Raw genomic sequence first — 24,388 nt, forward strand, 5'->3', positions numbered from 1 at the left:
GTTTAATGGCTGCCAGTTTATCTATTTATAACCATTTGTTAGCATTGGGACAAACTACAAAAACATTGGAATCGTTATGTCGCAGTCACCTCTAGATGGAAAGGCTTCAGAGCAAGCTCCTTCCTTATCTCAAATCAATGTGTTTCCGGTTAAATCAGTGGGCGGCATTGCGCTCTCTTCTGCTTGGGTTGAAAAACAAGGCCTTACCTTTGACAGACGTTTCATGCTGGCATTAGCTGACGGTTCAATGGTTACTGCACGTAAGTATCCTAAAATGGTCAAGGTGTCTTCAAGCTTGCAGCCAGACGGTTTGATTTTTACTTGTGAAGGTAAAGAACCGCTGCGCCTAAAGTATGCAAACTTCAAGATGCAGGAAGCTCCAGCTACTGTGTGGAAAGACAGCTTCACGGCCTACACAACGTGTGATGAAGCCGATGATTGGTTTAGTGATGTGTTGGGTGTGCGAGTTGAGCTACTTTTCTCTGGCGAACAATCGAATCGTGTTCGTGAAAAGCTGGGTCAGAATGTCAGTTTTGCTGATGGCTACCCAATGCTAATCATCAGCCAAGCTTCGCTTGATGAGTTGAATCACCGCAGTCCTGAAACGCATTCGATGGATCAGTTCCGCACCAACTTCGTCGTCTCAAACACAGAAGCCTTTGCTGAGGACGGCTGGAAGCGTATCCGAATTGGTGAGGTTGAATTTGAGGCGGTTAAGCCTTGTGAACGCTGTATCCTAACGACAGTCGATGTTGAGAGTGGCGAATTTAGAGCTACAAAGGAGCCGCTTAATACCTTCTCTACATTCCGAGCCAATGAGCGCGGTGGCGTGTTCTTTGGTCAGAATCTTGTGGCTAAAAATGAAGGTTTAGTCAAAGCGGGTGACGTCGTTGAAGTACTTGAAACTAAAGAAAAAGAACACTATGAAGACACTTGGGTTGAGTTACTGCATCTAACCTGTGTTGAGCGCGAAGAGATCGCTCGCGACTTCACTACGTTTTGGTTAGAGCCTGCGAAAGAGAGCCACTCCCTACCAAGTTACCAGCCTGGACAACATCTACCTATTGAGATGATGATTAATGGCGAGAAGGTTTCTCGTCGTTACACGTTATCGTCTAGCCCATCACGGGCTGGTCGTTTAGCTATTTCAGTGAAGCGAGTGGACGATGGTCAAATCTCAAACTGGCTCAATGATCACTTCCAAGTGGGTGATACGCTAGCGGCTCAAAACCCAGATGGCGCTTTCTATTTAGAAGAAAACCCAACACATCCGTTATTGTTGTTGTCTGCGGGTAGTGGCATTACGCCAATGTTGTCGATGTTGCGTTACTTAGCCGACCATAACCAGATTGATGATGTGGTTTTCTATCATCAGTGCAGCAGTGAAGAGGATATTCCTTATCAAGCTGAGATTGATAAGATCGCTAACGAACATGCTGGGCTGCGTGTTATCTATTCGCTAAGTCAGCCAACTAAAGAGTGGGATGGTTTATCTGGGCGTTTAAGCGTCTCTCATATCGCTAAAATTGAAGAGTTACACAAGCGCCAAGCATTTGTGTGTGGTCCTGATGGCTTTATGGATAATGCAAAGAAATTACTGATTCAAATGGGCCTGAATCCTCAGCACTATCATCAAGAAGCATTTGGAGTCGCACAATCAACGGAAGAGACAGTCAAGCAGCTACAGCTAAGTGTTAATGGCTATCTATTCGAAGGTAATAACCAGTCCACCTTACTAGAGCAAGCTGAGTCGGCGGGTGTGTCTATTGCATCAAGCTGTCGCGCGGGTTTCTGTGGTGCTTGTAAGGTGACCCTTGAGTCAGGGCAGGTTCACCAACCGGATGTTCCAGCGCTACAAGAACACGAACGTAACATGGGTCAGATACTGGCGTGTTGCAGTGTTCCTCAAACCGATATCGAAGTTGTAGATTAACGACTCGCGAAATCGAAATGCAAAGCAGCAAAATAGAAAAGGCCGGAAGTTCAATGATCTGAACTTCCGGCCTTTTTAATCTAAGTCTGAGACTAAGATAAGATTAATCGTAGATCGTCGGGATCGGTTGACGCTTGTGTTGTGTCGCTTTGTAGATACTTACTAAGCGGTCTGATACGTCTTGAGGTACTTCTTTTCCTTCAAGGAAATCATCGATCTGATCGTAAGAAAGGTTCAATGCTGCTTCATCGGCTTTCTGTGGGTCAAGCTCTTCTAGGTCGGCAGTAGGCACTTTCTTAACCAGTTGCTCCGGAGCACCCAGTGTTGCAGCAAGTTCGCGAACCTGACGTTTGTTCAGGCCGAACAGAGGTGCTAAATCACAGGCACCGTCACCGTGTTTGGTGTAGAAACCAGTGATGTTTTCTGCTGAGTGGTCGGTTCCAATTACAAGGCCGCCTACGTAACCTGCAATTTCGTATTGTGCGATCATGCGAGCTCGAGCTTTTACGTTACCTTTTACAAAGTCGATTTTCGCCGAGTCTGTTGGTAGTAAACCCGTTCCTTCAAGTGCAACGTGAGAAGCCGCGTGAAGTCCATCAACACCCGCTTTAATGTTCACAGAAACCGATTGAGAAGGCTGGATAAAAGAGAGAGCAAGTTGCGCTTCATCTTCATCTTTTTGCTCACCGTAAGGTAGGCGAACCGCGATGAACTGGTAGTCATTGCTACCTGTGCTTTCATTCAAGCTGTCAACAGCCAGTTGTGCTAGACGACCACACGTAGTCGAGTCTACGCCACCACTGATACCAAGGATCAGGGACTTGCAGCCAGATTGCTGAAGTTTCGTTTTGATAAAGTCCACACGACGAGTCACTTCGAAGTGAGGGTCAATTGAAGGTAGTACGCGCATTTCGTCACGAATTAACTGTTCCATTCGTATTCCTTTCCTGCAAGCAAATTAAAAATCTAGTGTTATCATACCTAAATCATTCGATTTAAAAACCTCTTTGCACAAGCTTAGAAAGAGAAGGCAGTAATAAGTAATGGAAAAAATAGCCATTTTCGGTAGTGCGTTTAATCCGCCTAGCTTAGGGCATAAAAGTGTGATTGATTCCTTGGCTCACTTTGACAAAATTCTACTCGTTCCCAGCATTGCCCATGCTTGGGGAAAAGAGATGCTAGACTTTGATACGAGATGTCAGTTAGTTAACGCATTTATTAGCGATCTTTCACTGGATCAAGTTGAGCTTTCATTGATCGAGAAAAGCTTATTTACCCCCGGTGAAAGTGTGACAACTTATGCTGTACTCAGTGAATTGCAAAAGTTACATGGTGACGCTGAACTCACGTTTGTGATCGGGCCGGACAACTTCTTCAAGTTTTCATCTTTCTATAAGTCAGATGAGATTACCGAGCGGTGGTCTGTAATGGCTTGCCCTGAAAAAGTCAAAATTCGTAGCACAGACATACGTAATGCGTTGATAAGTGGGAACGATGTATCAAAATTGAGTACAAAGTCAGTTACAAAGATGTTGCAAGATAGTAGACTGTATACAATAATGTAGATTCACTAATTTAAGAGGTCTCATGACTATGCTAAAGCGCGCGATACCAGCGACGATGATCATTGCGGCATGCAGTTTACCTGCACAGGCTGAATGTGACTTTTTTAGCTTAGACTCAATAATGCTGACTTCTGATGATGAAAATAGCTGTCTAGATTTTTCTACGAGCATCGAGTCGTTTGGCCTGCGCATGCTGGAAATCACTGGTTTGAATGAAGAAGAAGCCGAGAGCACACCAGACTATTGGTCTGATTGGGTACTTCAAACCAAGGATACGCCACTTTTAACTCAAAGCCTCGAGTCTAACTATGTTGGTTTGGGAATGTGGTTTCCAGAAGATCTTGAAGATGAGCAGTACGATATGTCCACAGAAGAGTGGTTGATGAATCACGGTTTGCAATTAAGCATCGGTTTTGGCGAGAAAGTTGACGGGCAACCTCGTATGCGCTTTGATTATCGTTGGCATGATTCACGTGAGGCGGACCTAATGATGCAGATTGAGTTGCCATTCTAGATACACAGATAGCCTCTACCTATGTCTAAATACTAAGAATTAAAAAAGCCGCAAAAACTCAGTTTTGCGGCTTTTTAGTATCTGGCTTATGGCTTTAAATATTAGCTATAACTTATCGCCAAGCTATAAATCTTCACCAAAAACAAGCATGCATAGCTGTTCAAACTCTTCTTCTTTGCCTGAAAATAAATCATCAATCACAAGTGAACGTTTCTGACCTGACTGCATGCGTTTCTTTGCTTCTCGCATCACCATAACGAGAGTGTGTTCTTGTGGAAGATTTGAATCATCAATGTTCCATTGATTGAATCGTTGGGAAAGAGCACTTTCGCAAAGCAGTGGTTTAAACGACAACACCTCTTGCTTCAATACAGAAAGCATATCTTTAAACGCTTGCTCAGTATTATTGGCCTTGGAAGCGCGAGCTTTAGTTTGCTCTAGTTTTTCTAGTAGCGCCGAAGAGAGGTTAGTTTGTGTAATGTAACCCGCTTGTCTTGGGAATGAGTCCGTCAAACGTACAGAAAAGTCGACACGGTTAACCTGAGTGTTTGGAAAGTAGGTCAGTGACGTTAGGCAATCGTAGGGAATCCAGACGCTTTGTCCTGGTTCAACGGCATACTCTTGTTTACCCAGCTTAATTAAAACCAAGCCACTTTGAACTGATACAAGGCTATGTTTAAGTACTTTCTTGCGTGGTGTGATCGCCAAGTGTGAAAAGTAAGCCGATGTATATTCAATAGCGAAGTTCATAGATAGTACCTTAATTTTGGGGCGTCAAGATTACCGTTAATCTTAAAGAATGCCAACAATAACAGGGGATTTTCAATGTTTCTGGTCTGACCTTGTCAAAAGTATGGGCTCTGTAGCTGCGAGAAGTCAAAACAACGCGTAGAATGAGCCAGCTTTTTATTATATGAATTAAAAAATGACCTCTCCAACCGATCCATATGTTGATATTCGTCCTTACGGCGATGATGAAATTCCAGCGGCACTAAACCGTCTTATTAATGATGAAGAATTTATCAGTGCAATCTTGCACTATCGTTTTTCAAACCATGCGTCTTGGTTCAAAGCATTAATGAGCCCGATTTTGCGTGTGTACTTAAAAATGAAATGGAGCAAGCTGACTAGCGTTGAATCCATTCAAATTGAAGTGAAAAAGTACTTACGCGACACGTTAGCGAAAACTACCAATGGCGTGACGTATACTGGTGTCGAGTCACTGGATGCGAATCAAGCTTATTTGTTTGTATCAAACCATCGTGACATTGCTATGGATCCTGCGTTGGTAAACTACGCTCTGCATCAAAATAATCATCAGACTTGTCGTATAGCTATTGGTGACAACCTGCTGAAGAAGCCATGTGCGACTGAATTGATGCGTTTGAACAAGAGCTTTATCGTAAAGCGTTCTTTGAAAGGACCGCGAGAGATGATGAAAGCACTAGGGCAGTTGTCTTCTTACATTAAGCACTCTCTAGAAACGGGTAACTCTATCTGGATCGCTCAAAAGGAAGGTCGAGCTAAAGACGGTAACGATTTTACCGAGCCAGCAATCTTGAAAATGTTCCACGTTGAAGGACGTAAGCAAAAAATTGCTTTTCCTGAATACGTGAAGTCATTGAAGATCGTTCCTGTGGCTATTTCTTACGAGAACGACCCATGTGACACGGCTAAAGCGATAGAGCTTTTCGAAAAAGACGTAAACGGCAGTTACGAAAAGGGTGAGTTTGAAGATATCGAAAGTATCATTCAAGGCATTATCGGTAACAAAGGACGCGTTCACGTTGGTTTCGGTCAGGTTATCGACCAAGATTTTGAGACGCCTGAAGCGCTTGCTGAAGAGATTGATCGTCAGATCCACGATAACTACAAATTGTTCCCTGTCAATTTGCTGGCAGCGGAAAAAGAAGACGAGTCGATTACGGAAGTCGTTAAGAAAGAATTTGAAGAAAAGCTATCGAGCCTGCCTAAAGGTGCTCGTCAGTACTTGATTGATAGCTATGCGAACCCAGTGAAGAACATTGGTTAATGAACGTTAGTTAGCTTGTTAGTTGATTAGCAGCTTGATTGAATTGAAAAAGGAGCCTTGGGCTCCTTTTTTGTTTCTGAATCACTACTTGCTGCTGCAATAAAGTATTAAGTTGAATTAGCGAGCGACTGCGCCACCGAGTTCTAGATTGATTGGCCATGTGGTTACAGTGTTGCCTCCTAGATAGATGTTGCCTTTGACGGTCATGGTTTCGGGGAACGTTGTAATCCCAGAACCGCCTATATATAGATCGCCATCAACCACGATCCCGTTGGGCAGCTCAGTCAAAGGAGTGCGGATTACGCTCAGATCGCCTTTCACTTTAAAGCCATTCGGTAGCCTTTCAAGTGGAGTATCAGTGAGGTTGATAAAACCGCCCACTTTTACACCTCTTGGCCAACTGGTAATTTGGCTACCAATCAAGTCTGCGTAGCCTTTAATCTTGACTCCAGTGGGAACTCGGGCGAGTTGGCTGTTGGAGCCCTTAAGGCTGCCGTTTACTTCCAACCCTTTGGGTAGGCGCGTGATCGCAGTGTTCTCTATATTGAGATTACCATCTACTACCAAGCCAGTCGGAAGTGATGTATAAGGCTTATTTCGTAGATATAAGTTTCCGTAATTATCGAGATGGTTCAATATTTGATAGTGATCGAGTGGTTCAGCACTGACATTTGTTATGGTTAATGAACCAATAATAAGTGCGATTATTCTGAGCATAACAGGCTTCTTATTACGATAGACGTTAATACTATAATGGAAAAATTAATCTCGCATAGTGTTTTACCCATATGGCGGTAGATTAACGAGGAGTGGAGCAAAGATGGTAGGCAAATCAATGATTAGAGTAAATTTACGAATTGTTAAGGTCTTTCTGATAGCAGCTTCAATGTTTTGCTCAATGTCTGCGAGTGCCAACAAAGTAATTTCAACACCTGGCAAAACTGCTGTGGTGGTGACACAAGGCGGCCAACCGCAACGAGTTTGTTATTATGATGACAAGGCTTATAGCATTGGGGCTGTGTTAGAAGTGGGCGGTGTAGTGATTCAGTGCGCAGCAGAAAATGATTTTGAGCAAAATGGTTCACTTGCTTGGATTCAAATAAAAAAAGACGAGTAATTCAACTCGTCTTTTAATAAGAATATAAATGCTTATATTAACGCGCTAGAGAGCGAGTCTTAAGTTCAAAAATAATCTTCTCAGCGCTAACTTCAAATTTAAAGCGAGCGTGCAATTCCGTGCTTTCTTCAGTCATCTCTGATGCTTCAAACTCAACGTTGCTAGATACTTGCTTAGCAAGTTCAACGTACTTAGCAAATTCGGCTTCAATAAGTGCTTTTGAGTTTCCGTAGACCGTTACTTCAGCAACATCGTCGCCTTCTTTGATGATGAACCCGATTTCGCCTGCACAGCCGCAAGCTTCACATACATCGTTGTTACCAATATCTTGGCTCATAAATAATCCTCTTACAAAGTCTGAGGTTATTCTAACGAGCAATTTGAACTGTATCTACAAAAATTAAAATCTTTGAACTAATTTGCACTGGTATGCTATGTTGTTTGTTGAAGGGGTTAAATGAATGTGTACATTCGCGTCGCCAAATATGTATGTGATCTATCTCATGTTTTGTTGATAAGCAGTGTCATTAATTTGTTAGAATATCATTCAGTTAGTTGCGTCGTAACTAATTTTATAAGACTATCTATTGCTTGATAGGTATTTATACAATGAATTTATTGTTGGGTATTTGATATTCTAAGTTGTTATTTTAGATTAACCGCTTAGAGAGGTAAGGTGACTTTCGAAGAATAATTAGACAAAGTGCCCAAAGAGGCAGCACTGTAAAGTTGTTCGTACAAAGTATTTGTCGGTATTTAATGGAAATACTTGCGAAAAAATACCTTGCTCACATAATGCTGATAACGATTTTCATTCTGACTTTATTTGATTGAGTTAGATGGATTTACAAAGAGAAGAGCCTGAATATGCCAAAGCGTAGTAAAGAAGATACAGAAATCACGATCCAGAAAATCATGGATGCCGTTGTAGACCAGCTACTAAGATTGGGTTACGACAAGATGTCATACACGACGTTGAGTCAACAAACGGGTGTTTCTCGTACAGGTATAAGTCATCACTTTCCAAAGAAAACGGATTTTACTGCTGCTCTAGACGGTCGTATTTTCAAAATGTTCATGGAACACATTGACTTTGAAAATGGCCTTGACGCATTTTCAGCTAGCTGGGTTACAGCACTTGAAGACGCTGAGTTCCTAGCAATCTTACGTTTACTTTTCCATCATATCGTTACTGCAGAGAGCGCACATGAGTTCGCTGCAAACGGTATTGATCGTCTATACAAGCTGACTGAAACTCAGTTTGGCGATACTAGCGGTAAAGAACTAGAGTGGTTGATTGGTAAATCATTGATTCGTATGAGTCAATAATCAGCACTCAATAAAAGAAGCTCCTGCGGGGGCTTTTTTTGTGTCTGCAGTTTCTCTTATTTCTGCGCTTCTCCCTCCCTCTATCTATCCCATACCGATGCCGCAGTCTTGCTGCTGTGTTGAATGAAGTTATTTCTTTTCTTTTTATATGCTTATATTTATACCCTTCCTTCACTCTCACGGTTAAAAGCTAAGTAACTCTAATTGATAATGTTCACTTATAGGGCCTCAAACGCTCAGGGCTAGACGTTTAGGGGGGATTGCTATGGTTGGTAATAAAATTAAATTTAAAGCGAGAGGGAGACTATGAGCGAATAAAAAGCCTCGAGAAAATCGAGGCTTAGAATGACTTAATTGTTATTAGAAACGAATACTAAAAATGAGTAGGTTCTAAATTGAGTCTATTGGGCGGGGTGAACCTGTGGGAAGCTCATGGTTGGGTGCTTTTCTACAATACTTTTATAGCCGTACACATCCTCAATCATAGAAGGTTCAAGTGCATCCCAAGGCTTGCCATCGCAAACCAAGTTACCGTCTTTTAATACTACGAGTCGGTCAGAATACTGAGCGGCTAGGTTTAGGTCGTGCAGAACCACGATAACGGCGGCATTGTGGTTGTCGGCTAGCTCTCTCGCGATTTTTAAAGTGTTGTGCTGGTGGGCAAGATCCAGTGCAGATGTTGGTTCATCGAGCATTAAAATACATTGGTCGCCAGAGTGGTGAAGCTGAGTTAACACTCGAGCCAAGTGAACACGCTGTTTTTCACCGCCAGATAGGGAAGGGTAGAGCCTTTCACTTAAGTGAGTAACATCAGCTATATCCATTTTTTGGCTAGCAATGCTGGTCAGCTTCTTGTTGGATTCTTGCAACGGGATTCCACCAAGCTCGACAACTTCATGTACCAAGAATGGGAAGGTCAATGTGCTGTGTTGAGGGAGCATTGCCAAGTGTTTCGCCAGCTTCTGCGAAGGCCACTTGTCTTTAGTGTGTCCAAAATACTGGATATCACCCGTGCTCGATATCTCCTGACATAAGGCTTTAAGTAATGTGCTTTTTCCTGCGCCGTTTGGCCCAAGCAGTGTGGTTACCTTTCCTGCTTCAATCTCAATAGAAACGCCATCTAAAATCACTTTGCTGCCGAACTTCACTTCGATGTCGGTTGCTTTTAACGCTGCAGGAAACATTAAAGGATTCTCCCTTTCTGTTGGAATAGTAGATACAAGAAGAATGGAGCGCCGATGATCGCAGTGACAATACCTACTGGCAACTCAGCTGGTGCCAACGCCACGCGAGAGAACATGTCTGCAGCCGTTAGTAGTAATGCGCCTAGAACCGCTGATAGGGGAAGTAGAACTCGATGATCCGGGCCCGCTAACATGCGACCTAAATGAGGGATCACAAGCCCGATAAAGCCAATCATGCCAGATAAACTAACCGTGATACCAACGCCCGCAGCTGTCAGTAGAATCAACTTTCTCTTTAGCTTTTGTACAGGAATACCAAGGTGTTGCGCTTCTGATTCACCCAGTAATAGCGCATTCAAAGACATCGCTTGGCGGTAGAACACAACAAACAGGCCAACGAGCGTAACCGCAGCGAGCAAAATTCCCGACCACTTAGCTCCTGCCAGTGAACCCATCGACCACAGTGAAAGATCACGCAGCATTTGGTCATCTGCAATGAAGTTTAAGAAGCCAATACCTGCGCCTGATAGTGCACTGATTGCCACACCTGCAAGCAACATGATGGTGACAGAAGTGCCGAATTTGCCAGTACCCAGTTTGTAAACCAGCAGCGTGGTTAAGGCGCCGCCCAAAAAGGCAAACACAGGTACCGCTGCAAAGTTCATGAATGCAGGGTATTGAAGTGAAAGCTCAGAGAACAAAACGATAGCCAATGCAGCACCTAATGCAGCGCCCGCAGAGACACCGATGATGCCAGGCTCTGCAAGTGGATTTCGAAACAAACCCTGCATCACTGCGCCACACAAGGCGAGGATTGCACCTATTAGCATACACAAGATGGTTCTAGGTAAGCGGATCTCTTGGATCACCAAGTTGATGTGAGGTGCTAAGTCATTGTTTGGTTGAATTAAGCTCGTAGCGCTGTCTGCTAAGCTAATGTTCATTGGCCCAACAGTGATCGAGTACAGCGCGACAAAGGCTAGGGTAGCACCTAAGCCTAACATCGATGTTTTTAGTGGGACGGATCGTAACAACATAAAGGGCCTCAATATCTATCGCTAACTTTAATCCCTTTTACCAACAACGTGAGTCTGTTGGCGAAGGGAACTGGATTAGCGATAGCAGAAATAGGGTGGTCGAGTTATAGCGGGTAAATAAGTGCGTTTAAGCGCTTAGCTTCAGAGAGGCTTTCTAGGCCAAGCCCGCCAACCAAAGCACTGCCATTTACGGTAATGATTTGCTTGTTTATACCTGCAGGCGTTGCCGCTAGCATAGGCAGTGATTTAAGGATGGCATCTGCACCGCCCATTTTTTGGTAACTACGGCCGCTTACTAAAATGACATCAGGTTGCATCTCAACGAGTGATTCCATTGAAAGTGGCTTGTAAGATGTTAGGCTCTGAGCTGCAGGGTTGATACCGCCAGCTAACTCGATGATTGCGTTTGGTGATGTTTCACCGCCAGCAACGTTCGCAGGGCGACCTTCATGCAGTAACAGGAATAAAACTTTCTTCGCTTCGTTGCTTGGAACCTGATTCGCTTTAAGTGCTGCAATCTTTTGATTCACTTCAGCTTTCACTTGCTGAGAGTGGTCTTCGGTATGGGTGATCTTTGCGATTTGGTCGATACGCTTCAATAACCCTTCAACGTTTGCTTCAGTGTTAACAATCTCCACATCGACGCCTGCCGATTTTAATTGAGAGATAGCGTTGTCTGGTCCCATTTCATCAGAACCAATCAGTGTGGTTGGTTCTAGGGCTAGCAAGCCTTCTGCCGACAGGTTTCTGTGGTAGCCAATCTTTGGTAGCTTTTCAGACTGAGGTAAGCGACTGGTTACATCAATACCGACCAATTGCTCTTCTGCGCCAAGCGCTAAAACCAATTCTGTTACGGCACTGCCAGCACTGATGATTCGAGGTTTTTCAACGTCGTTGGCCAAAGCGGTTGGTGCGCTAAGTGCCAAGCTCATAGCGGCTACTGAAAGGAGATGTGTCTTGGTCTTTAATTTATTGAGCACGTTTAAGTTGTTCATAATAAGTTCTTTGTATTTTCTTTTTGTATCGCGAAGATACTCAGTGAGCAGTCCGTTCGCATTGTGAGTTCGAGTCGATAGAGAGGCTTAGTTCCGATTGTTTAGTCTTGTCGGTCAGAAGCCAAACTTCGTGAAAATTGCGTATTGTTTTAACCATCGTCAGTGAGCAATTGAGTCGCTGGTATTCCGTTCTCTTGAAGGAACGAAAGCAGCTTCACTAGGTTCTCCACGTTGGCAGCTTTATCCGCGCCAATGATGATCGGCTTTTTATCCGTTGAACCTGTCTCTTCTAACAGGGCAATCTTGAAGTTTTCCCAGTCGATATATTCTTGGCCGTTGATTGCCCAGTAGGGTTCATGGTCTAGAATGTTGACGCTAATCGAGTCTTTATGGACTTCAGAAACGTTTTTGACGTCCGAACTTGGCAGCTCAACTTCTAGTGACTCTAGCTTTACCGATGCAGTGAGCAATAGAAAAACCATCACGATAAAAATGATGTCGAGTAGCGGCGTTAAGTCCGGCGCTAAACTTTGTGTGTTCGATGAGTGGGGTGTTTTAATCATGCTTGGCTCACATCACCGATAGAGGCTTTGCTGGCAGGTGTACCTTGAGTATCGCCAGACTGACTCGTTTGAATCGACATACCTTCTAACCACACATTCACATAGTTCAGAGTATGTTCTAGCTGAGCAAGCACTCGGTCAGCCCAAAGGCCTAATAGTTGTGCACCTGAAATTGCTGGAAGTGCGATCATCAAGCCTGCTGCGGTCGTTCTCATTGCTAATCCAAGGCCGTCTGCTAGGTCGTTCGGGGTGATGCTGCCCGTAGTCGCGGCAACACCTTTGAACATTTCAATAAGGCCAAGTACCGTACCAAGCAGTCCAATCAGCGGGCTAATCACACCGATTAAACCAAGTAGTCTTAGGCCTGCATGTAATTGATGGCGTTTCTCTTGTAGCCAGATCCCCGCAGCATCTTCACGCAAACCTTTTGAGAAAGAGTGGTGAGCAAGCAACATCGACACGCCTTTGTAAAGCAATGGCCTTTTACCTGAAATCGACTGAGCGAGCGCTTCAATCTCTTTGCTATTAGTTGGTGAGATCTGATTGAGCTCACGACGAATGGCACGTTTGCCAACGCCAATGCTTAACATAACTTGGAAGACACGTTCTGCGATGATCATTGCGGTGAGTGCAGAGCAGATAAGAAGAGGCCAAGTCATTAAGCCCAATTGTTCTTGTAAGTAACTGATTTGTTGCATGATTAATCCAACCTAAAACGAACAGGTATTTGTACTCGGTGAGCAATCGCTCGACCATTGACAGTATGAGGTGAGAATTTCCATTGTTTAATGGCATCTAAAGCGGCGTTATCGAGTATTAGTGCGCCTGATGAATTTACTAATGCTTGTTTAATTTGTTTGCCTTCTGCGTCTAACCAGATCTCATAAGTTGCAACACCTTCAACGCCACGACGTCTGGCTTGGCGAGGATAGTTCGGCGGTGTAGGGCGTGCAGAGAAAGAAGGCTTAGTTACTAGCACCGGCTCTTGGTTTGACACGCCTTGGTTTACTTCCTGAGGTTGGTTGGCAGACTCGTCCATATTCTTATCGACTTTCTTGTCGGCCAGCTTCTCTGGTTTAGTGGCTGGTTCTGGGCGTTCTTTCTTCACGACCTTTTTCTCAGTCACAGGTTTTTTTTGAACCGGCTTCTTCTCGACTTTCTTTTCAACAACCTTTTTCTCTACTTTCTTCGGTTGAGGCTTATTGGTGATCGCTTTTTTCTTTGGTGTCGGTTTGGCTTGCTTTGGCTCAACTGCTTTCGGTTCAGCAGGTTTAGGTTCAGCTTGTGAGACAGTTTCCTCAATTGGTTTTGGTTCAACGGGTTCTGTAACCGTTTTTTGTTGAGCTTGAGAAGGAGCACTTTTAGGCGTGAAGTTGATCGATACCGTGTTCGATTGGCTACCTGCAGGCATCGCAAATACTTTGGATTCTTGAGCGACAAACAATAGCGCCGCATGAATCACCAACGATGCACCGCCTGCAATAACATATCTAGGAACGTTCACAATCAATCCTTTACCAAATCAAAATTCTGTATCGGATTATTGCTTAGAATCTAAATAAGATCAATTATCAATTGCATTATCATTTGGCTCTATTTATGATTCTCTCAGTTTTTAGCGAATAGTCTTCCAGACTTTGCTATGTAAGTGTTTAGAGAGATTATATGAGCCTTAATATTTATAAATTTGACGAATCAATCTTGGGTGTTTCTAGCCCTGATCCGCTTCGTTTTGCGTTTGCGAAAAAGCATTCTGCACATGCCGGAGGAAGTTCAATTCCGGTCGACCCGAGCAAGAAGTTGGAGCTCTTTGATGAACTGATGCTAAGCGAAGGAAAGAAACAGGATAAGCGTTGCTTGTATATCCATATTCCTTTCTGCCGAGTGCGCTGTACCTTCTGTAACTTCTTCCAAAATGCCGCAAGTCGCAAATTAGTGGATGAGTACTTTGATGCTCTGATGGTTGAGTTGAAGCAAAAAGCCAAAACGCCTTGGGCTCAGTCTGGATTATTTCACGCCGTCTACATTGGTGGCGGAACACCTACCGACCTATCGCCTCAACAAGTAGAGCAATTAGGTAAGGCTATTCGCCAATACTTCCCGTTAGCAAACGATGTTGAAATGACCTTAGAAGGGCGCATCAATCGCTTTGGCGATGAGATGTTTGATCGTGCGCTTGAAGGTGGTTTCAACCGTTTCTCCTTTGGTATTCAAAGTTTCAACACTCAAGTTCGACGCAGCGCCAAGCGCTTAGATGACCGAGAGGTTGTGCTAGAACGTATCAGCTCACTAAGTCGTACAGAGCAAGCGCCAATCGTTATTGATTTGTTATACGGACTACCGCACCAGTCTATGGAAGTGTTCCAACAAGATTTAGAAGACTACATGTCTACTGGGGCACACGGTATTGACCTCTACCAACTGATCGTTGCGGGCAATGCACCTATGCTTAATCTTGTAGAGAAAGGAAAGATCCCACCACCGGCCAATACGCCTGATAAGGCGAGCATGTACCTGACGGGTGTTGAATTCATGGCTAAGCACAAGGTCAAGCAACTGAGCGTTAATCACTGGACTCGTGATAACCGTGAACGCAGCATTTACAACAGCTTAGCGAAAACCTATGCCGAAGTGCTTCCAATTGGTTGTGGTGCTGGTGGCAATATTGGCGGCCATGGTGTGATGCAACACCGAACTTTAGACAGCTACATGGAGTCTATAAAACAAGGTCAGGTGCCGATTGCCATGATGACGAAGCAAAGCTCATTAGAGCCAATCTTCTCGACATTAAAGGCAGGCTTTGATTCTGGTGTTGTTAGAAGAAGTACGTTGCCGACCTTTATGGGACAAGACACGTTCGATTACTTGAAGCCTCTGTTCTCACATTGGGAAAAGAATGGCTTGGTTGAGCTTTCGGAAGATTACCTGAGCCTGACTATTGCTGGCAGCTTCTGGGCTGTAAGTCTGGCTCAAAGTGTGATTCAAGTGCTTAACGCTGAATATCAAGCGATGCACCCTGCGCCGAAAGCGCCAGGTTCGGGCGTTCACCCTCATGCAAGTTTGAAGCACGCTTAATATCGAATTATTAATTTAAAACTTACGTAAATTACTCGTTTATACGGAAACATATTCAATGACAGATACAACATTAGAAATGACAGAAACTCTAGAACAACGTGTTGCTCGCATTCTAGAAGAAGAGCCAAAACTGCTTCCTACTGCGATTGCTGAGAAGCTAGGTGTTTCAGAGGTTGAAGTGGTTGCTGCTTTTCCAAACGACATGGCAGTAATGCTAGATGGTAGCCGTGCTCAAGAGATTCTAGAAGGTTTAGTTGGCTGGGGCCCTGTGACCACAATCGTACATTCATTCGGCTCAATCTTTGAAGTAAAAGCACCGTTCCCTAAAGGTAAAGTAGCGCGTGGTTACTACAACCTGATGGGTAAAGAAGGCGAGCTGCATGGTCACCTGAAACTCGACAACGTTAAACAGATCGGTTTGGTGAGCAAGGCGTTCATGGGTCGTGAAAGTCATTACTTCGGTTTCTTCAGTGAAACAGGCGAGAACATTTTTAAGATCTACCTAGGCCGCAATGAAAAGCGTGAGCTTATTGCCGACCAAGTAGAACGCTTCAAAGCGCTAAAAGCACAAGCTTAAACAGAATCAGCAGTAACAGTTAATAAGACATCAATGCTCGAGGATCGTTTAGTTCGCTAATGATCGCTCAACCTCGAGCAAAAATAATAAATCAGAGAAAGTGAATAAAGGAATTACCCATGGAACAGCAAGTAAAACAAGAACGTCTACAAGGTCGCCTAGGTCCAGAAATTAAAGAGTTTCGCCAAGAGCGCCGTACCCTTCAACTTGCAACGGTTGATGAAGAAGGTCGCCCAAACGTAAGTTACGCACCTTTTGTTCAGAACCAAGAAGGTTACTTTGTTCTAATTTCTGATATTGCTCGTCATGCTCGTAACTTGAAAGCAAACCCTCAAGTGTCTTTGATGATGATTGAAGACGAAGAGAGCTCGAAGCAGCTTTACGCACGTAAGCGTCTAACGTTTGATGCGCAAGCGAGTGTTGTAGAACGTGAAACGGAGCTTTGGACTCAAGTGATCGGCCAGATGCAAGATCGTTTCGGCGAGATCATCGATGGTTTGAGCCAGCTTCAAGATTTCTCTCTGTTCAACCTTAAAGCAGAAAACGGCCTGTTCGTAAAAGGCTTTGGTCAGGCATACCAAGTATCGGGTGACGACCTAGTCGATTTCGTTCACCTGCAAGAAGGCCACAAAAAAGTATCTAACGAGTAATCTCGTTTAACTGATTATTTAAGAAGCCCTCCAATGTGAGGGTTTTTTTACGTCTAAAAACCGTTGTAAACACAGGACATTGATGTGAGAAAAAGCAGACTAAATCAAAGAGTTTGGTATATTGGCGTCTGATTAATATTTATGTGTAAGGATCGCTACGTGAAACCAGTAAGTCGAGATTGGGATGAGTTCTGTTACCCGTTTATTTATGAAGACAGTCCTATCTGTGATTTTGAGATTCTATCGGACGAGCTTTGCTGCCGAGTTGGATTGGTTCTTTCATTGGAATTGGAACCACAAGTTCGCGAGATCCTGCAACGCCTGCAACCGAATATCTATCATTTGAATGGCTCCGTACGTGGGAAATTAGCGATCACTGAATCCGAACTGGTCGAGCTTAAGCAAGATTACCACCGTATCCGTGAGCACCTAGAAGGTGGCTTCAAAGGGTTCGTATTACCTGGTGGGAACCGCGTGTCGAGCGAACTTCACTTGTGTCGTTGTCAGGCTAAGAAAGTGGTGCGAGCTTTGGTGAGTATTGAACACCATGAAAGCAAAAAGTCACCGGATCCGATTCTTTTTAAATACGCTAACTTAGTCGCGAACACACTGTATGCATTGGCGTCTTTCACCAATCATGTCAATGAGGTAGAGGAAGTGGAATTCGTGAGTAAGAGCTATTCGATGCCAAAAAGCTCTATGCCGAAAAGAAAGGCTAACGATTAGCTCTATTTGGGTTAAGAGATGAAAAACTAAGAATTGAAAGAAGCTAAACCATTGAACTTGATGTTGGTTTAGCTTCGTGAATAGCCCTAAGCAGCCGTAGAGGCGTCGTTTAAGACTTTTGCGCCGCGTAGCATGGCTTCGATTAATTCACCCGCATTGAACTTCTCAAGCGCTTCATGGGCACCTACCTGATTCGCACGATCCACACAGATCTCACTTGATAGTGAGGTATGCAAAATACAGTAAGCATGACTTAGAGCACTGTCGTTTTGCACTTCAAATGCAAGCTCATAACCATCTAACCCAGGCATCTCGATATCACTCACTAGAAGGTCAACTGCATTGCCTGCGCTGGCTTGGCGTCGCATCAGGTCAATCGCATCTAAGCCGTTATTACAAATGCTGTAAGGGATGTTGATGCTGTCTAAGGCATCAGATAGCTGTTTACGCGCAATCAAAGAATCATCAACTAATAAGATGTTTAGCGCTTTGAGGCGTTCCCTTTCGACATCAGTTAGCATTGGAATATGCGCGTTCTCATAAGCCGGGTAGATCTTAGAAAGCAACAACTCTACGTCGAGCATCTGTACGATGCGATCTTCAAAGCGCGTAATACCTGTAACAAACACATTTCGACCCACGCTTGCTGGTGGCGATTCAATGCTTTTCCAATCGCATTCAATGATCTTATCAATCGAACGAACCAAGAACGCTACTACCGTTCTTAAACAATCGGTGACGATGAGCACACAATCTTGGTATTCAGCGGGTGTTATCGGGCGGAAGCCAATCGCAGCAGACATGTCAATGACTGGAACCGTTAGGTCACGGATGGTCACTGTACCAATCACGTGATGATGGGAGTATGGGATCTGAGTCATCGGTTGAAAAGGGACGATTTCTCTGACCTTAAGCGTGCCAATCGCAAAACTTTGAGTGAGGGATAACTTGAACATCAACATTCCCTGTGACTGACTCGCTTTACTGATCGGTTTGGCCATAAGTGGCTCCTACTTAATACGCGCTTAATTTATAAGGATTAATTTAAAGGGAAATGGAAGCCGCAGCAAGTCACGATGCTGTATTTAACGCTCTTTAGGGCAGTTGTTTTCGGTTATAGAGTGAAGAATAGCTGTTCTTGGGTTAAAATCACGCTAAACGCAGGCTATCGACGAATTTATGTTGATAAGTCGTTAGCGGCAAACAGATTTACAACAGTCAGGGCATTAGTGATGTTCTAAGCAAACTTCGTAACTAAACTGGCAGCAACAAACTGAGAATTATCATGGCAAGAACAGCAGCAGCGCTTCATATTTTGGTGAAGCATAAAGAACTAGCAGAAGACATCATCACGCAGCTTAAAAAGGGCGCTAAGTTTCAAACGCTAGCGAAGAAACACTCAACCTGTCCATCTGGTAAAAAGGGCGGTGACCTAGGTGAGTTCAAAAAAGGTCAAATGGTGCCTCAGTTTGATAAGGTTTGTTTCTCTGGCGAGACGCTAGTACCACATCTTGTTAAAACGAAATTTGGCTGGCACGTGGTGAAGGTTCTTTACAGAACTTAGTCATAAATATGTGTTAGATTGAATAAAAGGAGCGTATATACGCTCCTTTTTTGTGACTTTTTTGAGCACTTTCAAGCACTATGGTTGAGTGTTCATCCCAGACGTTATGCGATAATTGACGCTACGCCCTTAACTATCCGCCGTGACTAATCGGTGAGAGGAGGAGGGGATTTACTGAGTAACTCATATAATAAATGCCATTCTTAAGGAAATTTATGCAGCTTTGCCTTTTAGCCTTTGTGTTTGTCTAGAAAGCTGTAAACGAGTTTGGTAGGAGAACAACATGGAGAGTTCAGCTATGTTAAGCAACCCAGCGACAGATGTCATATTGCATGCCTTTGACTGGTGCTACGCTGACGTAATGAAGAACGCCCCACTGATCCAAGAGTTGGGTTATAAATCTGTTTTAGTATCACCGGCAATGAAATCGTTACGTGGGCCTAAAGGTTGCGACCGAGATTCTGGTACTCAATGGTGGCAACGCTATCAACCACAAGATTATCGTGTGATAGATAATCAGCTTGGCGACACCCAAGACTTCATTGCGATGGTCGACACGTTAAAGCAATATGGGCTGCGTACCTATGTGGACGTGGTGTTCAACCACATGGCAAACGAATCTGGCATTCGCAGTGACTTAACGTATCCGAACCTTCAAGATATGGCGTCTTACCAAAAAGATTCTGATTATTACGAATCGATCCGCTTGTTTGGTGATCTTTCTAAGCCTTTGTTTGATGAAAACGACTTTGTAGAAGCGTTTGGTATCAAAAACTGGAAAGACACTTGGGAAGTGCAGAATGGGCGTATTACTGGCGGAGCTAGCGATCCTGGTTTGCCAACGCTGTTAGACAACGACAATGTGGTTGCACAACAGCGAGCGTACCTAAAAGCCTTGAAAGCGATTGGTGTGAAAGGTTTCCGCATTGATGCTGCGAAGCACATGACACTGTCACACCTACGCAAAGTCTGGACTGACGATATCTGTGAAGAAATGCACATCTTTGGTGAGATCATTACCGATGGCGGTGCGACAGAAGAAGAGTACGAGCTGTTTCTTGAGCCTTACCTTAAACACACTCGTTTAGGGGCGTATGATTTCCCGCTGTTTAATACTATCTTCAAAGCGTTTGCGGCGCAGGGTAGTTTTAAATCACTGATCAACCCCTACTGTTTCGGTCAAGCACTATCGAACATGCGAGCCATCACTTTTGCCGTGACCCATGACATTCCAAACAACGAGGTGTTTTTGGAGCATGTGATGGATGAAGTGGATGAACGATTGGCTCATGCCTTTATTCTTGGTCGAGATGGCGGTGTGCCGCTTGTATACAGTGAGCTAAGTACCAGCGGTATTCTTGATAAGAGCGGTCAGCCTCGTTGGCTCAACGACTGGCAAGCGCCTTACATGAAAAACATGATTCAATTCCATAACCATGTTCATGGCGAAGCGATGCGTGTGGTTGAAGCGAATGATGATTTACTGGTATTTGTCCGTGGTGATAAAGGCATTGTGGTGATCAACAAGTCGAAACGAAGCAAAACAGCTTCATTAAATTGGACTGGGGCAGTGACCGATTTGTTGTCTGGAGAAGTGTTCGACAGTGTCGGCAAGCATTTAACCATTAAGGTGGAATCTAACCAATGCATGATGCTGACGACGAATGAGTTGGAGTCTGTTACGAGCTAACTCGAATAGGCTAGAAAAGAGAAGCCCCGCTTACTGGCAATCAGTAAGCGGGGCTTTTTATTTTAAGCTATTGCCCGGTAACTAAACCGAAAGGCGACTAAACAGTGAACTTGTTCAGTAACTCGTCTTGTTGATGAACATTGTCAGTTTGCACTTGCATCGCGGCATTTGCCTCTTGAGCTGCAGTAGAAACTTGTGTTGAAAGGTCTTTGATCTTAACTGTGTTGTTGTTGATCTCTTCTGCTACCAAGCTTTGCTCTTCTGCTGCTGATGCAATCTGAATGTTCATATCAGAGATGCGTTGAATTGCATCACGGATACGGTCAAGTGAAGAGTTCGCTTGCTGCGCACGTTCTACGGCGTCAGTGGCAGTATCTTTACTCTGGTTCATCGCGTTCGATACTGAGCTTGCGCCAGCTTGAAGTTGCTCGATCATGTTGCGGATTTCAGTCGTTGACTCTTGAGTACGCTGCGCCAGAGTTCGAACCTCATCAGCCACGACAGCAAAGCCACGCCCTGATTCACCAGCACGTGCCGCTTCGATTGCTGCGTTTAATGCTAGCAGGTTAGTTTGGTCTGCAATATCGTTGATTACTTTCAGAATCGTTTCGATATTCGCTGTTGCTGATTCCAGTACTTGTACTTCAGCAACGGCTTGGTCGATACGCTCAGATAAGTTATCAATCGCTTGAGTGGTTTCACTTACTACAGAGGTACCGTCTAGCGTTGCTTCGTCTGCTTCACGGGCCGCCGCAGCTGCCCCTTGAGCATTGTTTGCTACTTCTGTTGCGGTAACCGCCATCTCGTTCATTGCGGTCGCTAGCTGCTCAAGTTCTTGCAGTTGCGTGTTCATCGCATTCGCAGATTCACCAGCGCCTTTCACTGTGAATTCAGTACCACGCTTAATCTCAACACCAATCGCTTTCGATTGAATGATTTGATTTTGTAGGTTTTCAGTAAAGGTGTTGAAACCTTTCGCTAGGTCAGAGAACTCTTTGTCTGTGTTGGTATCTAGACGTTTAGTTAGGTCTCCTTGTCCGCTCGCTACATCTTGAATCGCTTGGTTAAGCGCATCCAGTGGGCGCATTAATACGCGGATAAGAACTGTTAGAGCAATGATGCTGAGAATAACCGCAATCAACGAGTAGATCATTGAGCTGTGTTTCAAGTCTTCGACTGTTTGGTAAGCGATCTCTTCATCTAGGATAGCGCCGATGTACCAATCTTCACTTGGAATGTGCGTGAAGTTAACTAGGAACATTTTTCCGTCGACTTCAATTTCTTGAGAGCCTTCACGAATAGTCGCTTGTGGCATGTAGCTTGAAAGTGTTTCACCGTTGTTTTTAGCATTTGGGTGAGCAATCGTTGTGCCGTCTGCCGTCACAAGGAATAAGTAACCAGCATCAAACAAGTTCACTTGGTTGACCAAAGTAGCAAGGTTAGTCAGTTCTAGGTCGTAGAACATACCTGCAGTAAAGCGTCCATTCTCTTTAACTGGTGTTCCCACTGAGATGATGACTTTCTTACTTGATGCATCCACATAAGGAGCGGTAACAACTAAACTGTTTTTGGATTTAGCATCAATGTACCAAGGGCGAATTCGCGGATCGTAATCTGGACCTGCATCCCAGCCGTCATCATTTTCAATAACGAAACCGTTTGCTTCATAACCAAAACCAACCGCTAGGAAGCTATTTTTAAGCTTTGGCTTTTCTAAGATTTCTTTAACGTAAGCGCGATCTTCAGGGTTGATCTCGATGACTTCAGTTGTCGATTGAGCCAACGCTTTCTTGGCGTTCATCTCAGATTCGACGGTATTTTTCACGCCAGAGACCATCTCTTTCAGGCTCGAATTGACGTGGTTTTCTACAGCACTTCTTACGGTGTACAGTTGCTGTATTGAAAGCAATGATACTGTTACTAGCAGCAAGGCTGATGATGCAGCAACCACCTTATGGCTAAATTTCATTGAGTTTCCCCCTTCTCACAGGCTTTGCGAAGACTAAAGTTAATCGTATTTTTGTAATTATATATATCGACAAGATTGAAATTTACTTGAATGTAATTTCACAAAATAGACTACAAAAATACAACAACCTAAACAATACAAAATTCACTAAATCACATATTTGTTACTTTTATTATTTGGTTCAATGAGTTGGGGAATGAGCCTAGACGAAGTTTAAGGAGGAGTTAAGAATGTATTAATTGGGTGCTTATGCGCTAAGTTTTCTATTAAAAAGAGGAAGGGTGAATAAAAGATATGAAATTAAATGATATGCAGAACTAATGTGTCGATTACACTTTAAATAACAATGTGTATATATTTTGTGCAAATAAAAAGCCCCACAAAAGTGAGGCTTATAATTATATCTGCTTATTTATATAAGTAGCATCTAATTTAGAATATTAGGTGAGCTACACCAGCGATAACTGGAAGCGTAATTAGAGTACGCAGAATAAAGATAATAAACAGTTCCAAGATGTTCACTGGGATCTTACTGCCTAGAAGCAGAGCGCCTACTTCAGACATGTAAATCAGCTGAGTTACTGACATTGCTGCAATAACAAAGCGAGTCATCTCGTTGTCGATAGAAGCGGCAAGAATCGCAGGAATGAACATATCCGCAAAACCAACAACGATGGTTTCAGATGCTGCAACGGCTTCAGGTACACCAAGTAGCTCTAGGAATGGGATGAAAGGCTGACCTAGGATTGAGAACACAGATGTGTATTCCGCAATAACTAGCGCCATTGTACCTAGACCCATAACAACAGGTAGTACACCAAATACCATATCGACTGCGTTACGAACGCCTTCACCAAATACAGACTTAGCCGACTTCACTTGAGATGCTTTATTTACCGCTAGCTCAAGGCCCCATGAGAATGTTGAGTGACCAGCTGGGATTGCGTCAGCGTCTTTGTGCGGCTTACTGCCATCAATAAAGGTATCTTTTTTCATACTTAGTGGTGGAAGGCGAGGGATGATTACCGCTGCCACAATACCCGCTAAACAGATTGCTGCATAGAAAGGTAAGAATAGGTGCTCTAGCTCTACTTGAGCAATAACCACAAGGCTGAATGTGATAGAGACTGCTGAGAAAGTGGTGCCCACAACGGCCGCTTCACGTTGAGTGTAGAACTTCTTCTCGTACTGTTTGCTTGTAAGCAGGATACCAACGCTGCCGTCACCTAACCAAGAAGCCATACAGTCGATAGCACTGCGACCAGGTAGGTTGAAGATTGGACGCATTACTTTGCTTAGTAAGGTACCAAACAGCTCTAATAGACCGAAGTTAAGCAGAAGAGGCAGTAGCAAACCCGCAAAGATAAATACTGAGAACAGTGTTGGAAGCAGACCTTCTAACACTAAGCCACCAGTATTCTCTTCCCAAATAACCTCAGGGCCTACTTGGAAGAAAGCCATAACTGCTGCAGCACCACCAATTAGACGAACCAATAACCAAAGTGGAGATGGGTTGAATAGGCCATTTAAAAATGAATTCGATGTAATGAATGTAGGCTTGAAAATGGTGCTTAAAACGGAAGCTACAGACATAAAGGCAACGATTGCAGTGATGATAGATACTAGATATTCACCGAAAACCGCTTGGATTGATTTAGCTAGAATAGCGACAGGGATCGTTAGATCACCTTGGTAGCTGATTGGAGCCATAAAAAGGAACAAACCAATCAGAGATGGGATTAAGAAAACCCAGAAACTGCCTTTAGATTTCTCTGTTTGAGCAGTGTTCGTGTTGTTAGACATGTTAATTGTTCTCGTATTTCTACATGTAAAAAAGCCACATCCTTGGCGTTTTTATTCTCTAA

At 43.9% G+C, this 24,388-nt stretch carries 25 protein-coding genes; 12 read left to right on the forward strand and 13 right to left on the reverse strand.

Annotated features, from left to right (window positions below; genetic code table 11):
• Positions 1-76 precede the first annotated feature (76 nt).
• Positions 77-1,933: a hybrid-cluster NAD(P)-dependent oxidoreductase gene (locus OCV56_RS23570; protein WP_086712818.1), complete on the forward strand. Its 1,857-nt coding sequence runs from the start codon at positions 77-79 to the stop codon at positions 1,931-1,933.
• A gap of 103 nt (positions 1,934-2,036) precedes the next feature.
• On the opposite strand, the gene nadE is transcribed toward OCV56_RS23570, so the two are convergent.
• The gene (gene nadE, locus OCV56_RS23575; RefSeq protein ID WP_086712819.1) at positions 2,037-2,867 is read right to left on the reverse strand and encodes an ammonia-dependent NAD(+) synthetase; all 831 of its coding nucleotides are present in this window, start codon (positions 2,865-2,867) and stop codon (positions 2,037-2,039) included.
• A 109-nt stretch (positions 2,868-2,976) separates the two neighbouring features.
• On the opposite strand from nadE, the gene OCV56_RS23580 reads away from it, so the two are divergent.
• Positions 2,977-3,498, forward strand: coding sequence for a nicotinate-nicotinamide nucleotide adenylyltransferase (locus tag OCV56_RS23580; protein WP_086712820.1), 522 nt, complete (start codon positions 2,977-2,979; stop codon positions 3,496-3,498).
• A 22-nt stretch (positions 3,499-3,520) separates the two neighbouring features.
• On the forward strand, positions 3,521-4,012 hold the full coding sequence (locus tag OCV56_RS23585) for a hypothetical protein (RefSeq protein WP_086712821.1): 492 nt from the start codon (positions 3,521-3,523) through the stop codon (positions 4,010-4,012).
• A gap of 123 nt (positions 4,013-4,135) precedes the next feature.
• Here the strand turns inward: OCV56_RS23585 and OCV56_RS23590 are convergent, their stop codons facing one another.
• Complete coding sequence (locus OCV56_RS23590) at positions 4,136-4,762, reverse strand: AraC family transcriptional regulator (protein WP_086712822.1); 627 nt, start codon at positions 4,760-4,762, stop codon at positions 4,136-4,138.
• Between the two features lie 175 nt (positions 4,763-4,937).
• On the opposite strand from OCV56_RS23590, the gene OCV56_RS23595 reads away from it, so the two are divergent.
• Complete coding sequence (locus OCV56_RS23595) at positions 4,938-6,044, forward strand: 1-acyl-sn-glycerol-3-phosphate acyltransferase (protein ID WP_086712823.1); 1,107 nt, start codon at positions 4,938-4,940, stop codon at positions 6,042-6,044.
• A 117-nt stretch (positions 6,045-6,161) separates the two neighbouring features.
• Here the strand turns inward: OCV56_RS23595 and OCV56_RS23600 are convergent, their stop codons facing one another.
• Positions 6,162-6,761 carry a hypothetical protein gene (locus OCV56_RS23600; protein WP_086712824.1) on the reverse strand — a complete coding sequence of 200 codons (600 nt, stop codon included), beginning with the start codon at positions 6,759-6,761 and terminating at the stop codon, positions 6,162-6,164.
• Positions 6,762-6,864: 103 nt separating this feature from the next.
• On the opposite strand from OCV56_RS23600, the gene OCV56_RS23605 reads away from it, so the two are divergent.
• A complete protein-coding gene (locus OCV56_RS23605) occupies positions 6,865-7,161 on the forward strand; it encodes a YnjH family protein (protein WP_086712825.1) in 297 nt (98 codons plus the stop codon).
• A gap of 37 nt (positions 7,162-7,198) precedes the next feature.
• Here the strand turns inward: OCV56_RS23605 and OCV56_RS23610 are convergent, their stop codons facing one another.
• Positions 7,199-7,498, reverse strand: a complete 300-nt coding sequence (locus OCV56_RS23610; RefSeq protein WP_017062761.1) for a YfcZ/YiiS family protein — start codon at positions 7,496-7,498, stop codon at positions 7,199-7,201.
• 530 nt (positions 7,499-8,028) lie between these two features.
• Between OCV56_RS23610 and OCV56_RS23615 the strand changes: the two genes are divergently transcribed.
• Positions 8,029-8,490, forward strand: a complete 462-nt coding sequence (locus OCV56_RS23615; RefSeq protein ID WP_017105619.1) for a TetR/AcrR family transcriptional regulator — start codon at positions 8,029-8,031, stop codon at positions 8,488-8,490.
• A 401-nt stretch (positions 8,491-8,891) separates the two neighbouring features.
• Here OCV56_RS23615 and OCV56_RS23620 read toward each other — a convergent pair whose 3' ends face one another.
• The 6 genes from OCV56_RS23620 to OCV56_RS23645 form a co-directional block, all read right to left on the reverse strand.
• Positions 8,892-9,674 carry a heme ABC transporter ATP-binding protein gene (locus OCV56_RS23620; RefSeq protein WP_086712826.1) on the reverse strand — a complete coding sequence of 261 codons (783 nt, stop codon included), beginning with the start codon at positions 9,672-9,674 and terminating at the stop codon, positions 8,892-8,894.
• Positions 9,674-10,711 (reverse strand): FecCD family ABC transporter permease, encoded by a 1,038-nt coding sequence (locus OCV56_RS23625; protein WP_086712827.1) that lies wholly within the window; start codon positions 10,709-10,711, stop codon positions 9,674-9,676. Before OCV56_RS23625 ends, OCV56_RS23620 begins: the two co-directional genes overlap by 1 nt.
• 104 nt (positions 10,712-10,815) lie before the next feature.
• Positions 10,816-11,706: a heme/hemin ABC transporter substrate-binding protein gene (locus OCV56_RS23630; RefSeq protein ID WP_086712828.1), complete on the reverse strand. Its 891-nt coding sequence runs from the start codon at positions 11,704-11,706 to the stop codon at positions 10,816-10,818.
• Positions 11,707-11,855: 149 nt separating this feature from the next.
• Positions 11,856-12,269: an ExbD/TolR family protein gene (locus OCV56_RS23635; protein ID WP_086712829.1), complete on the reverse strand. Its 414-nt coding sequence runs from the start codon at positions 12,267-12,269 to the stop codon at positions 11,856-11,858.
• Positions 12,266-12,967 (reverse strand): MotA/TolQ/ExbB proton channel family protein, encoded by a 702-nt coding sequence (locus OCV56_RS23640; RefSeq protein ID WP_086712830.1) that lies wholly within the window; start codon positions 12,965-12,967, stop codon positions 12,266-12,268. The genes OCV56_RS23635 and OCV56_RS23640 overlap by 4 nt, the downstream gene beginning before the upstream one ends.
• A gap of 2 nt (positions 12,968-12,969) precedes the next feature.
• Positions 12,970-13,773, reverse strand: a complete 804-nt coding sequence (locus OCV56_RS23645; protein ID WP_086712831.1) for an energy transducer TonB — start codon at positions 13,771-13,773, stop codon at positions 12,970-12,972.
• Positions 13,774-13,934: 161 nt separating this feature from the next.
• On the opposite strand from OCV56_RS23645, the gene hutW reads away from it, so the two are divergent.
• The 4 genes from hutW (at position 13,935) to OCV56_RS23665 (ending at position 17,300) form a co-directional block, all read left to right on the forward strand.
• The gene (hutW, locus tag OCV56_RS23650) at positions 13,935-15,344 is read left to right on the forward strand and encodes a heme anaerobic degradation radical SAM methyltransferase ChuW/HutW (RefSeq protein ID WP_086712832.1); all 1,410 of its coding nucleotides are present in this window, start codon (positions 13,935-13,937) and stop codon (positions 15,342-15,344) included.
• A 58-nt stretch (positions 15,345-15,402) separates the two neighbouring features.
• Positions 15,403-15,924 carry a heme utilization cystosolic carrier protein HutX gene (gene hutX / locus OCV56_RS23655; RefSeq protein ID WP_008215687.1) on the forward strand — a complete coding sequence of 174 codons (522 nt, stop codon included), beginning with the start codon at positions 15,403-15,405 and terminating at the stop codon, positions 15,922-15,924.
• A gap of 119 nt (positions 15,925-16,043) precedes the next feature.
• A complete protein-coding gene (gene hutZ / locus OCV56_RS23660) occupies positions 16,044-16,574 on the forward strand; it encodes a heme utilization protein HutZ (protein ID WP_086712833.1) in 531 nt (176 codons plus the stop codon).
• 159 nt (positions 16,575-16,733) lie between these two features.
• Positions 16,734-17,300, forward strand: coding sequence for an ATP:cob(I)alamin adenosyltransferase (locus tag OCV56_RS23665; RefSeq protein WP_086712898.1), 567 nt, complete (start codon positions 16,734-16,736; stop codon positions 17,298-17,300).
• Between the two features lie 86 nt (positions 17,301-17,386).
• On the opposite strand, the gene OCV56_RS23670 is transcribed toward OCV56_RS23665, so the two are convergent.
• Complete coding sequence (locus tag OCV56_RS23670; protein ID WP_086712834.1) at positions 17,387-18,301, reverse strand: chemotaxis protein; 915 nt, start codon at positions 18,299-18,301, stop codon at positions 17,387-17,389.
• 284 nt (positions 18,302-18,585) lie between these two features.
• On the opposite strand from OCV56_RS23670, the gene ppiC reads away from it, so the two are divergent.
• Entirely contained in the window at positions 18,586-18,864 is a 279-nt protein-coding gene (gene ppiC / locus OCV56_RS23675) for a peptidylprolyl isomerase PpiC (protein ID WP_017109031.1), read from the forward strand.
• 283 nt (positions 18,865-19,147) lie between these two features.
• On the forward strand, positions 19,148-20,554 hold the full coding sequence (locus OCV56_RS23680) for an alpha-amylase family protein (RefSeq protein WP_086712835.1): 1,407 nt from the start codon (positions 19,148-19,150) through the stop codon (positions 20,552-20,554).
• Between the two features lie 97 nt (positions 20,555-20,651).
• On the opposite strand, the gene OCV56_RS23685 is transcribed toward OCV56_RS23680, so the two are convergent.
• A complete protein-coding gene (locus OCV56_RS23685; RefSeq protein WP_086712836.1) occupies positions 20,652-22,523 on the reverse strand; it encodes a methyl-accepting chemotaxis protein in 1,872 nt (623 codons plus the stop codon).
• A gap of 432 nt (positions 22,524-22,955) precedes the next feature.
• Positions 22,956-24,326, reverse strand: a complete 1,371-nt coding sequence (locus OCV56_RS23690) for a YjiH family protein (RefSeq protein WP_086712837.1) — start codon at positions 24,324-24,326, stop codon at positions 22,956-22,958.
• Positions 24,327-24,388: the final 62 nt, after the last annotated feature.

It is taken from the genome of Vibrio gigantis, from assembly GCF_024347515.1.
Lineage (GTDB): Bacteria > Pseudomonadota > Gammaproteobacteria > Enterobacterales > Vibrionaceae > Vibrio > Vibrio gigantis.

Coding starts and splice junctions, on each gene's coding strand:
- OCV56_RS23670 (WP_086712834.1), bottom strand. CDS start 18,301: ATGGCCAAACCGATCAGTAAAGCGAGTCAGTCACAGGGAATGTTGATG.
- OCV56_RS23595 (WP_086712823.1), top strand. CDS start 4,938: ATGACCTCTCCAACCGATCCATATGTTGATATTCGTCCTTACGGCGAT.
- OCV56_RS23600 (WP_086712824.1), bottom strand. CDS start 6,761: ATGCTCAGAATAATCGCACTTATTATTGGTTCATTAACCATAACAAAT.
- OCV56_RS23590 (WP_086712822.1), bottom strand. CDS start 4,762: ATGAACTTCGCTATTGAATATACATCGGCTTACTTTTCACACTTGGCG.
- nadE (WP_086712819.1), bottom strand. CDS start 2,867: ATGGAACAGTTAATTCGTGACGAAATGCGCGTACTACCTTCAATTGAC.
- OCV56_RS23580 (WP_086712820.1), top strand. CDS start 2,977: ATGGAAAAAATAGCCATTTTCGGTAGTGCGTTTAATCCGCCTAGCTTA.
- OCV56_RS23690 (WP_086712837.1), bottom strand. CDS start 24,326: ATGTCTAACAACACGAACACTGCTCAAACAGAGAAATCTAAAGGCAGT.
- OCV56_RS23680 (WP_086712835.1), top strand. CDS start 19,148: ATGGAGAGTTCAGCTATGTTAAGCAACCCAGCGACAGATGTCATATTG.
- OCV56_RS23585 (WP_086712821.1), top strand. CDS start 3,521: ATGACTATGCTAAAGCGCGCGATACCAGCGACGATGATCATTGCGGCA.
- OCV56_RS23610 (WP_017062761.1), bottom strand. CDS start 7,498: ATGAGCCAAGATATTGGTAACAACGATGTATGTGAAGCTTGCGGCTGT.
- OCV56_RS23635 (WP_086712829.1), bottom strand. CDS start 12,269: ATGATTAAAACACCCCACTCATCGAACACACAAAGTTTAGCGCCGGAC.
- OCV56_RS23620 (WP_086712826.1), bottom strand. CDS start 9,674: ATGTTTCCTGCAGCGTTAAAAGCAACCGACATCGAAGTGAAGTTCGGC.
- OCV56_RS23630 (WP_086712828.1), bottom strand. CDS start 11,706: ATGAACAACTTAAACGTGCTCAATAAATTAAAGACCAAGACACATCTC.
- OCV56_RS23640 (WP_086712830.1), bottom strand. CDS start 12,967: ATGCAACAAATCAGTTACTTACAAGAACAATTGGGCTTAATGACTTGG.
- hutZ (WP_086712833.1), top strand. CDS start 16,044: ATGGAACAGCAAGTAAAACAAGAACGTCTACAAGGTCGCCTAGGTCCA.
- OCV56_RS23685 (WP_086712836.1), bottom strand. CDS start 22,523: ATGAAATTTAGCCATAAGGTGGTTGCTGCATCATCAGCCTTGCTGCTA.
- ppiC (WP_017109031.1), top strand. CDS start 18,586: ATGGCAAGAACAGCAGCAGCGCTTCATATTTTGGTGAAGCATAAAGAA.
- OCV56_RS23570 (WP_086712818.1), top strand. CDS start 77: ATGTCGCAGTCACCTCTAGATGGAAAGGCTTCAGAGCAAGCTCCTTCC.
- hutX (WP_008215687.1), top strand. CDS start 15,403: ATGACAGATACAACATTAGAAATGACAGAAACTCTAGAACAACGTGTT.
- OCV56_RS23615 (WP_017105619.1), top strand. CDS start 8,029: ATGCCAAAGCGTAGTAAAGAAGATACAGAAATCACGATCCAGAAAATC.
- hutW (WP_086712832.1), top strand. CDS start 13,935: ATGAGCCTTAATATTTATAAATTTGACGAATCAATCTTGGGTGTTTCT.
- OCV56_RS23625 (WP_086712827.1), bottom strand. CDS start 10,711: ATGTTGTTACGATCCGTCCCACTAAAAACATCGATGTTAGGCTTAGGT.
- OCV56_RS23605 (WP_086712825.1), top strand. CDS start 6,865: ATGGTAGGCAAATCAATGATTAGAGTAAATTTACGAATTGTTAAGGTC.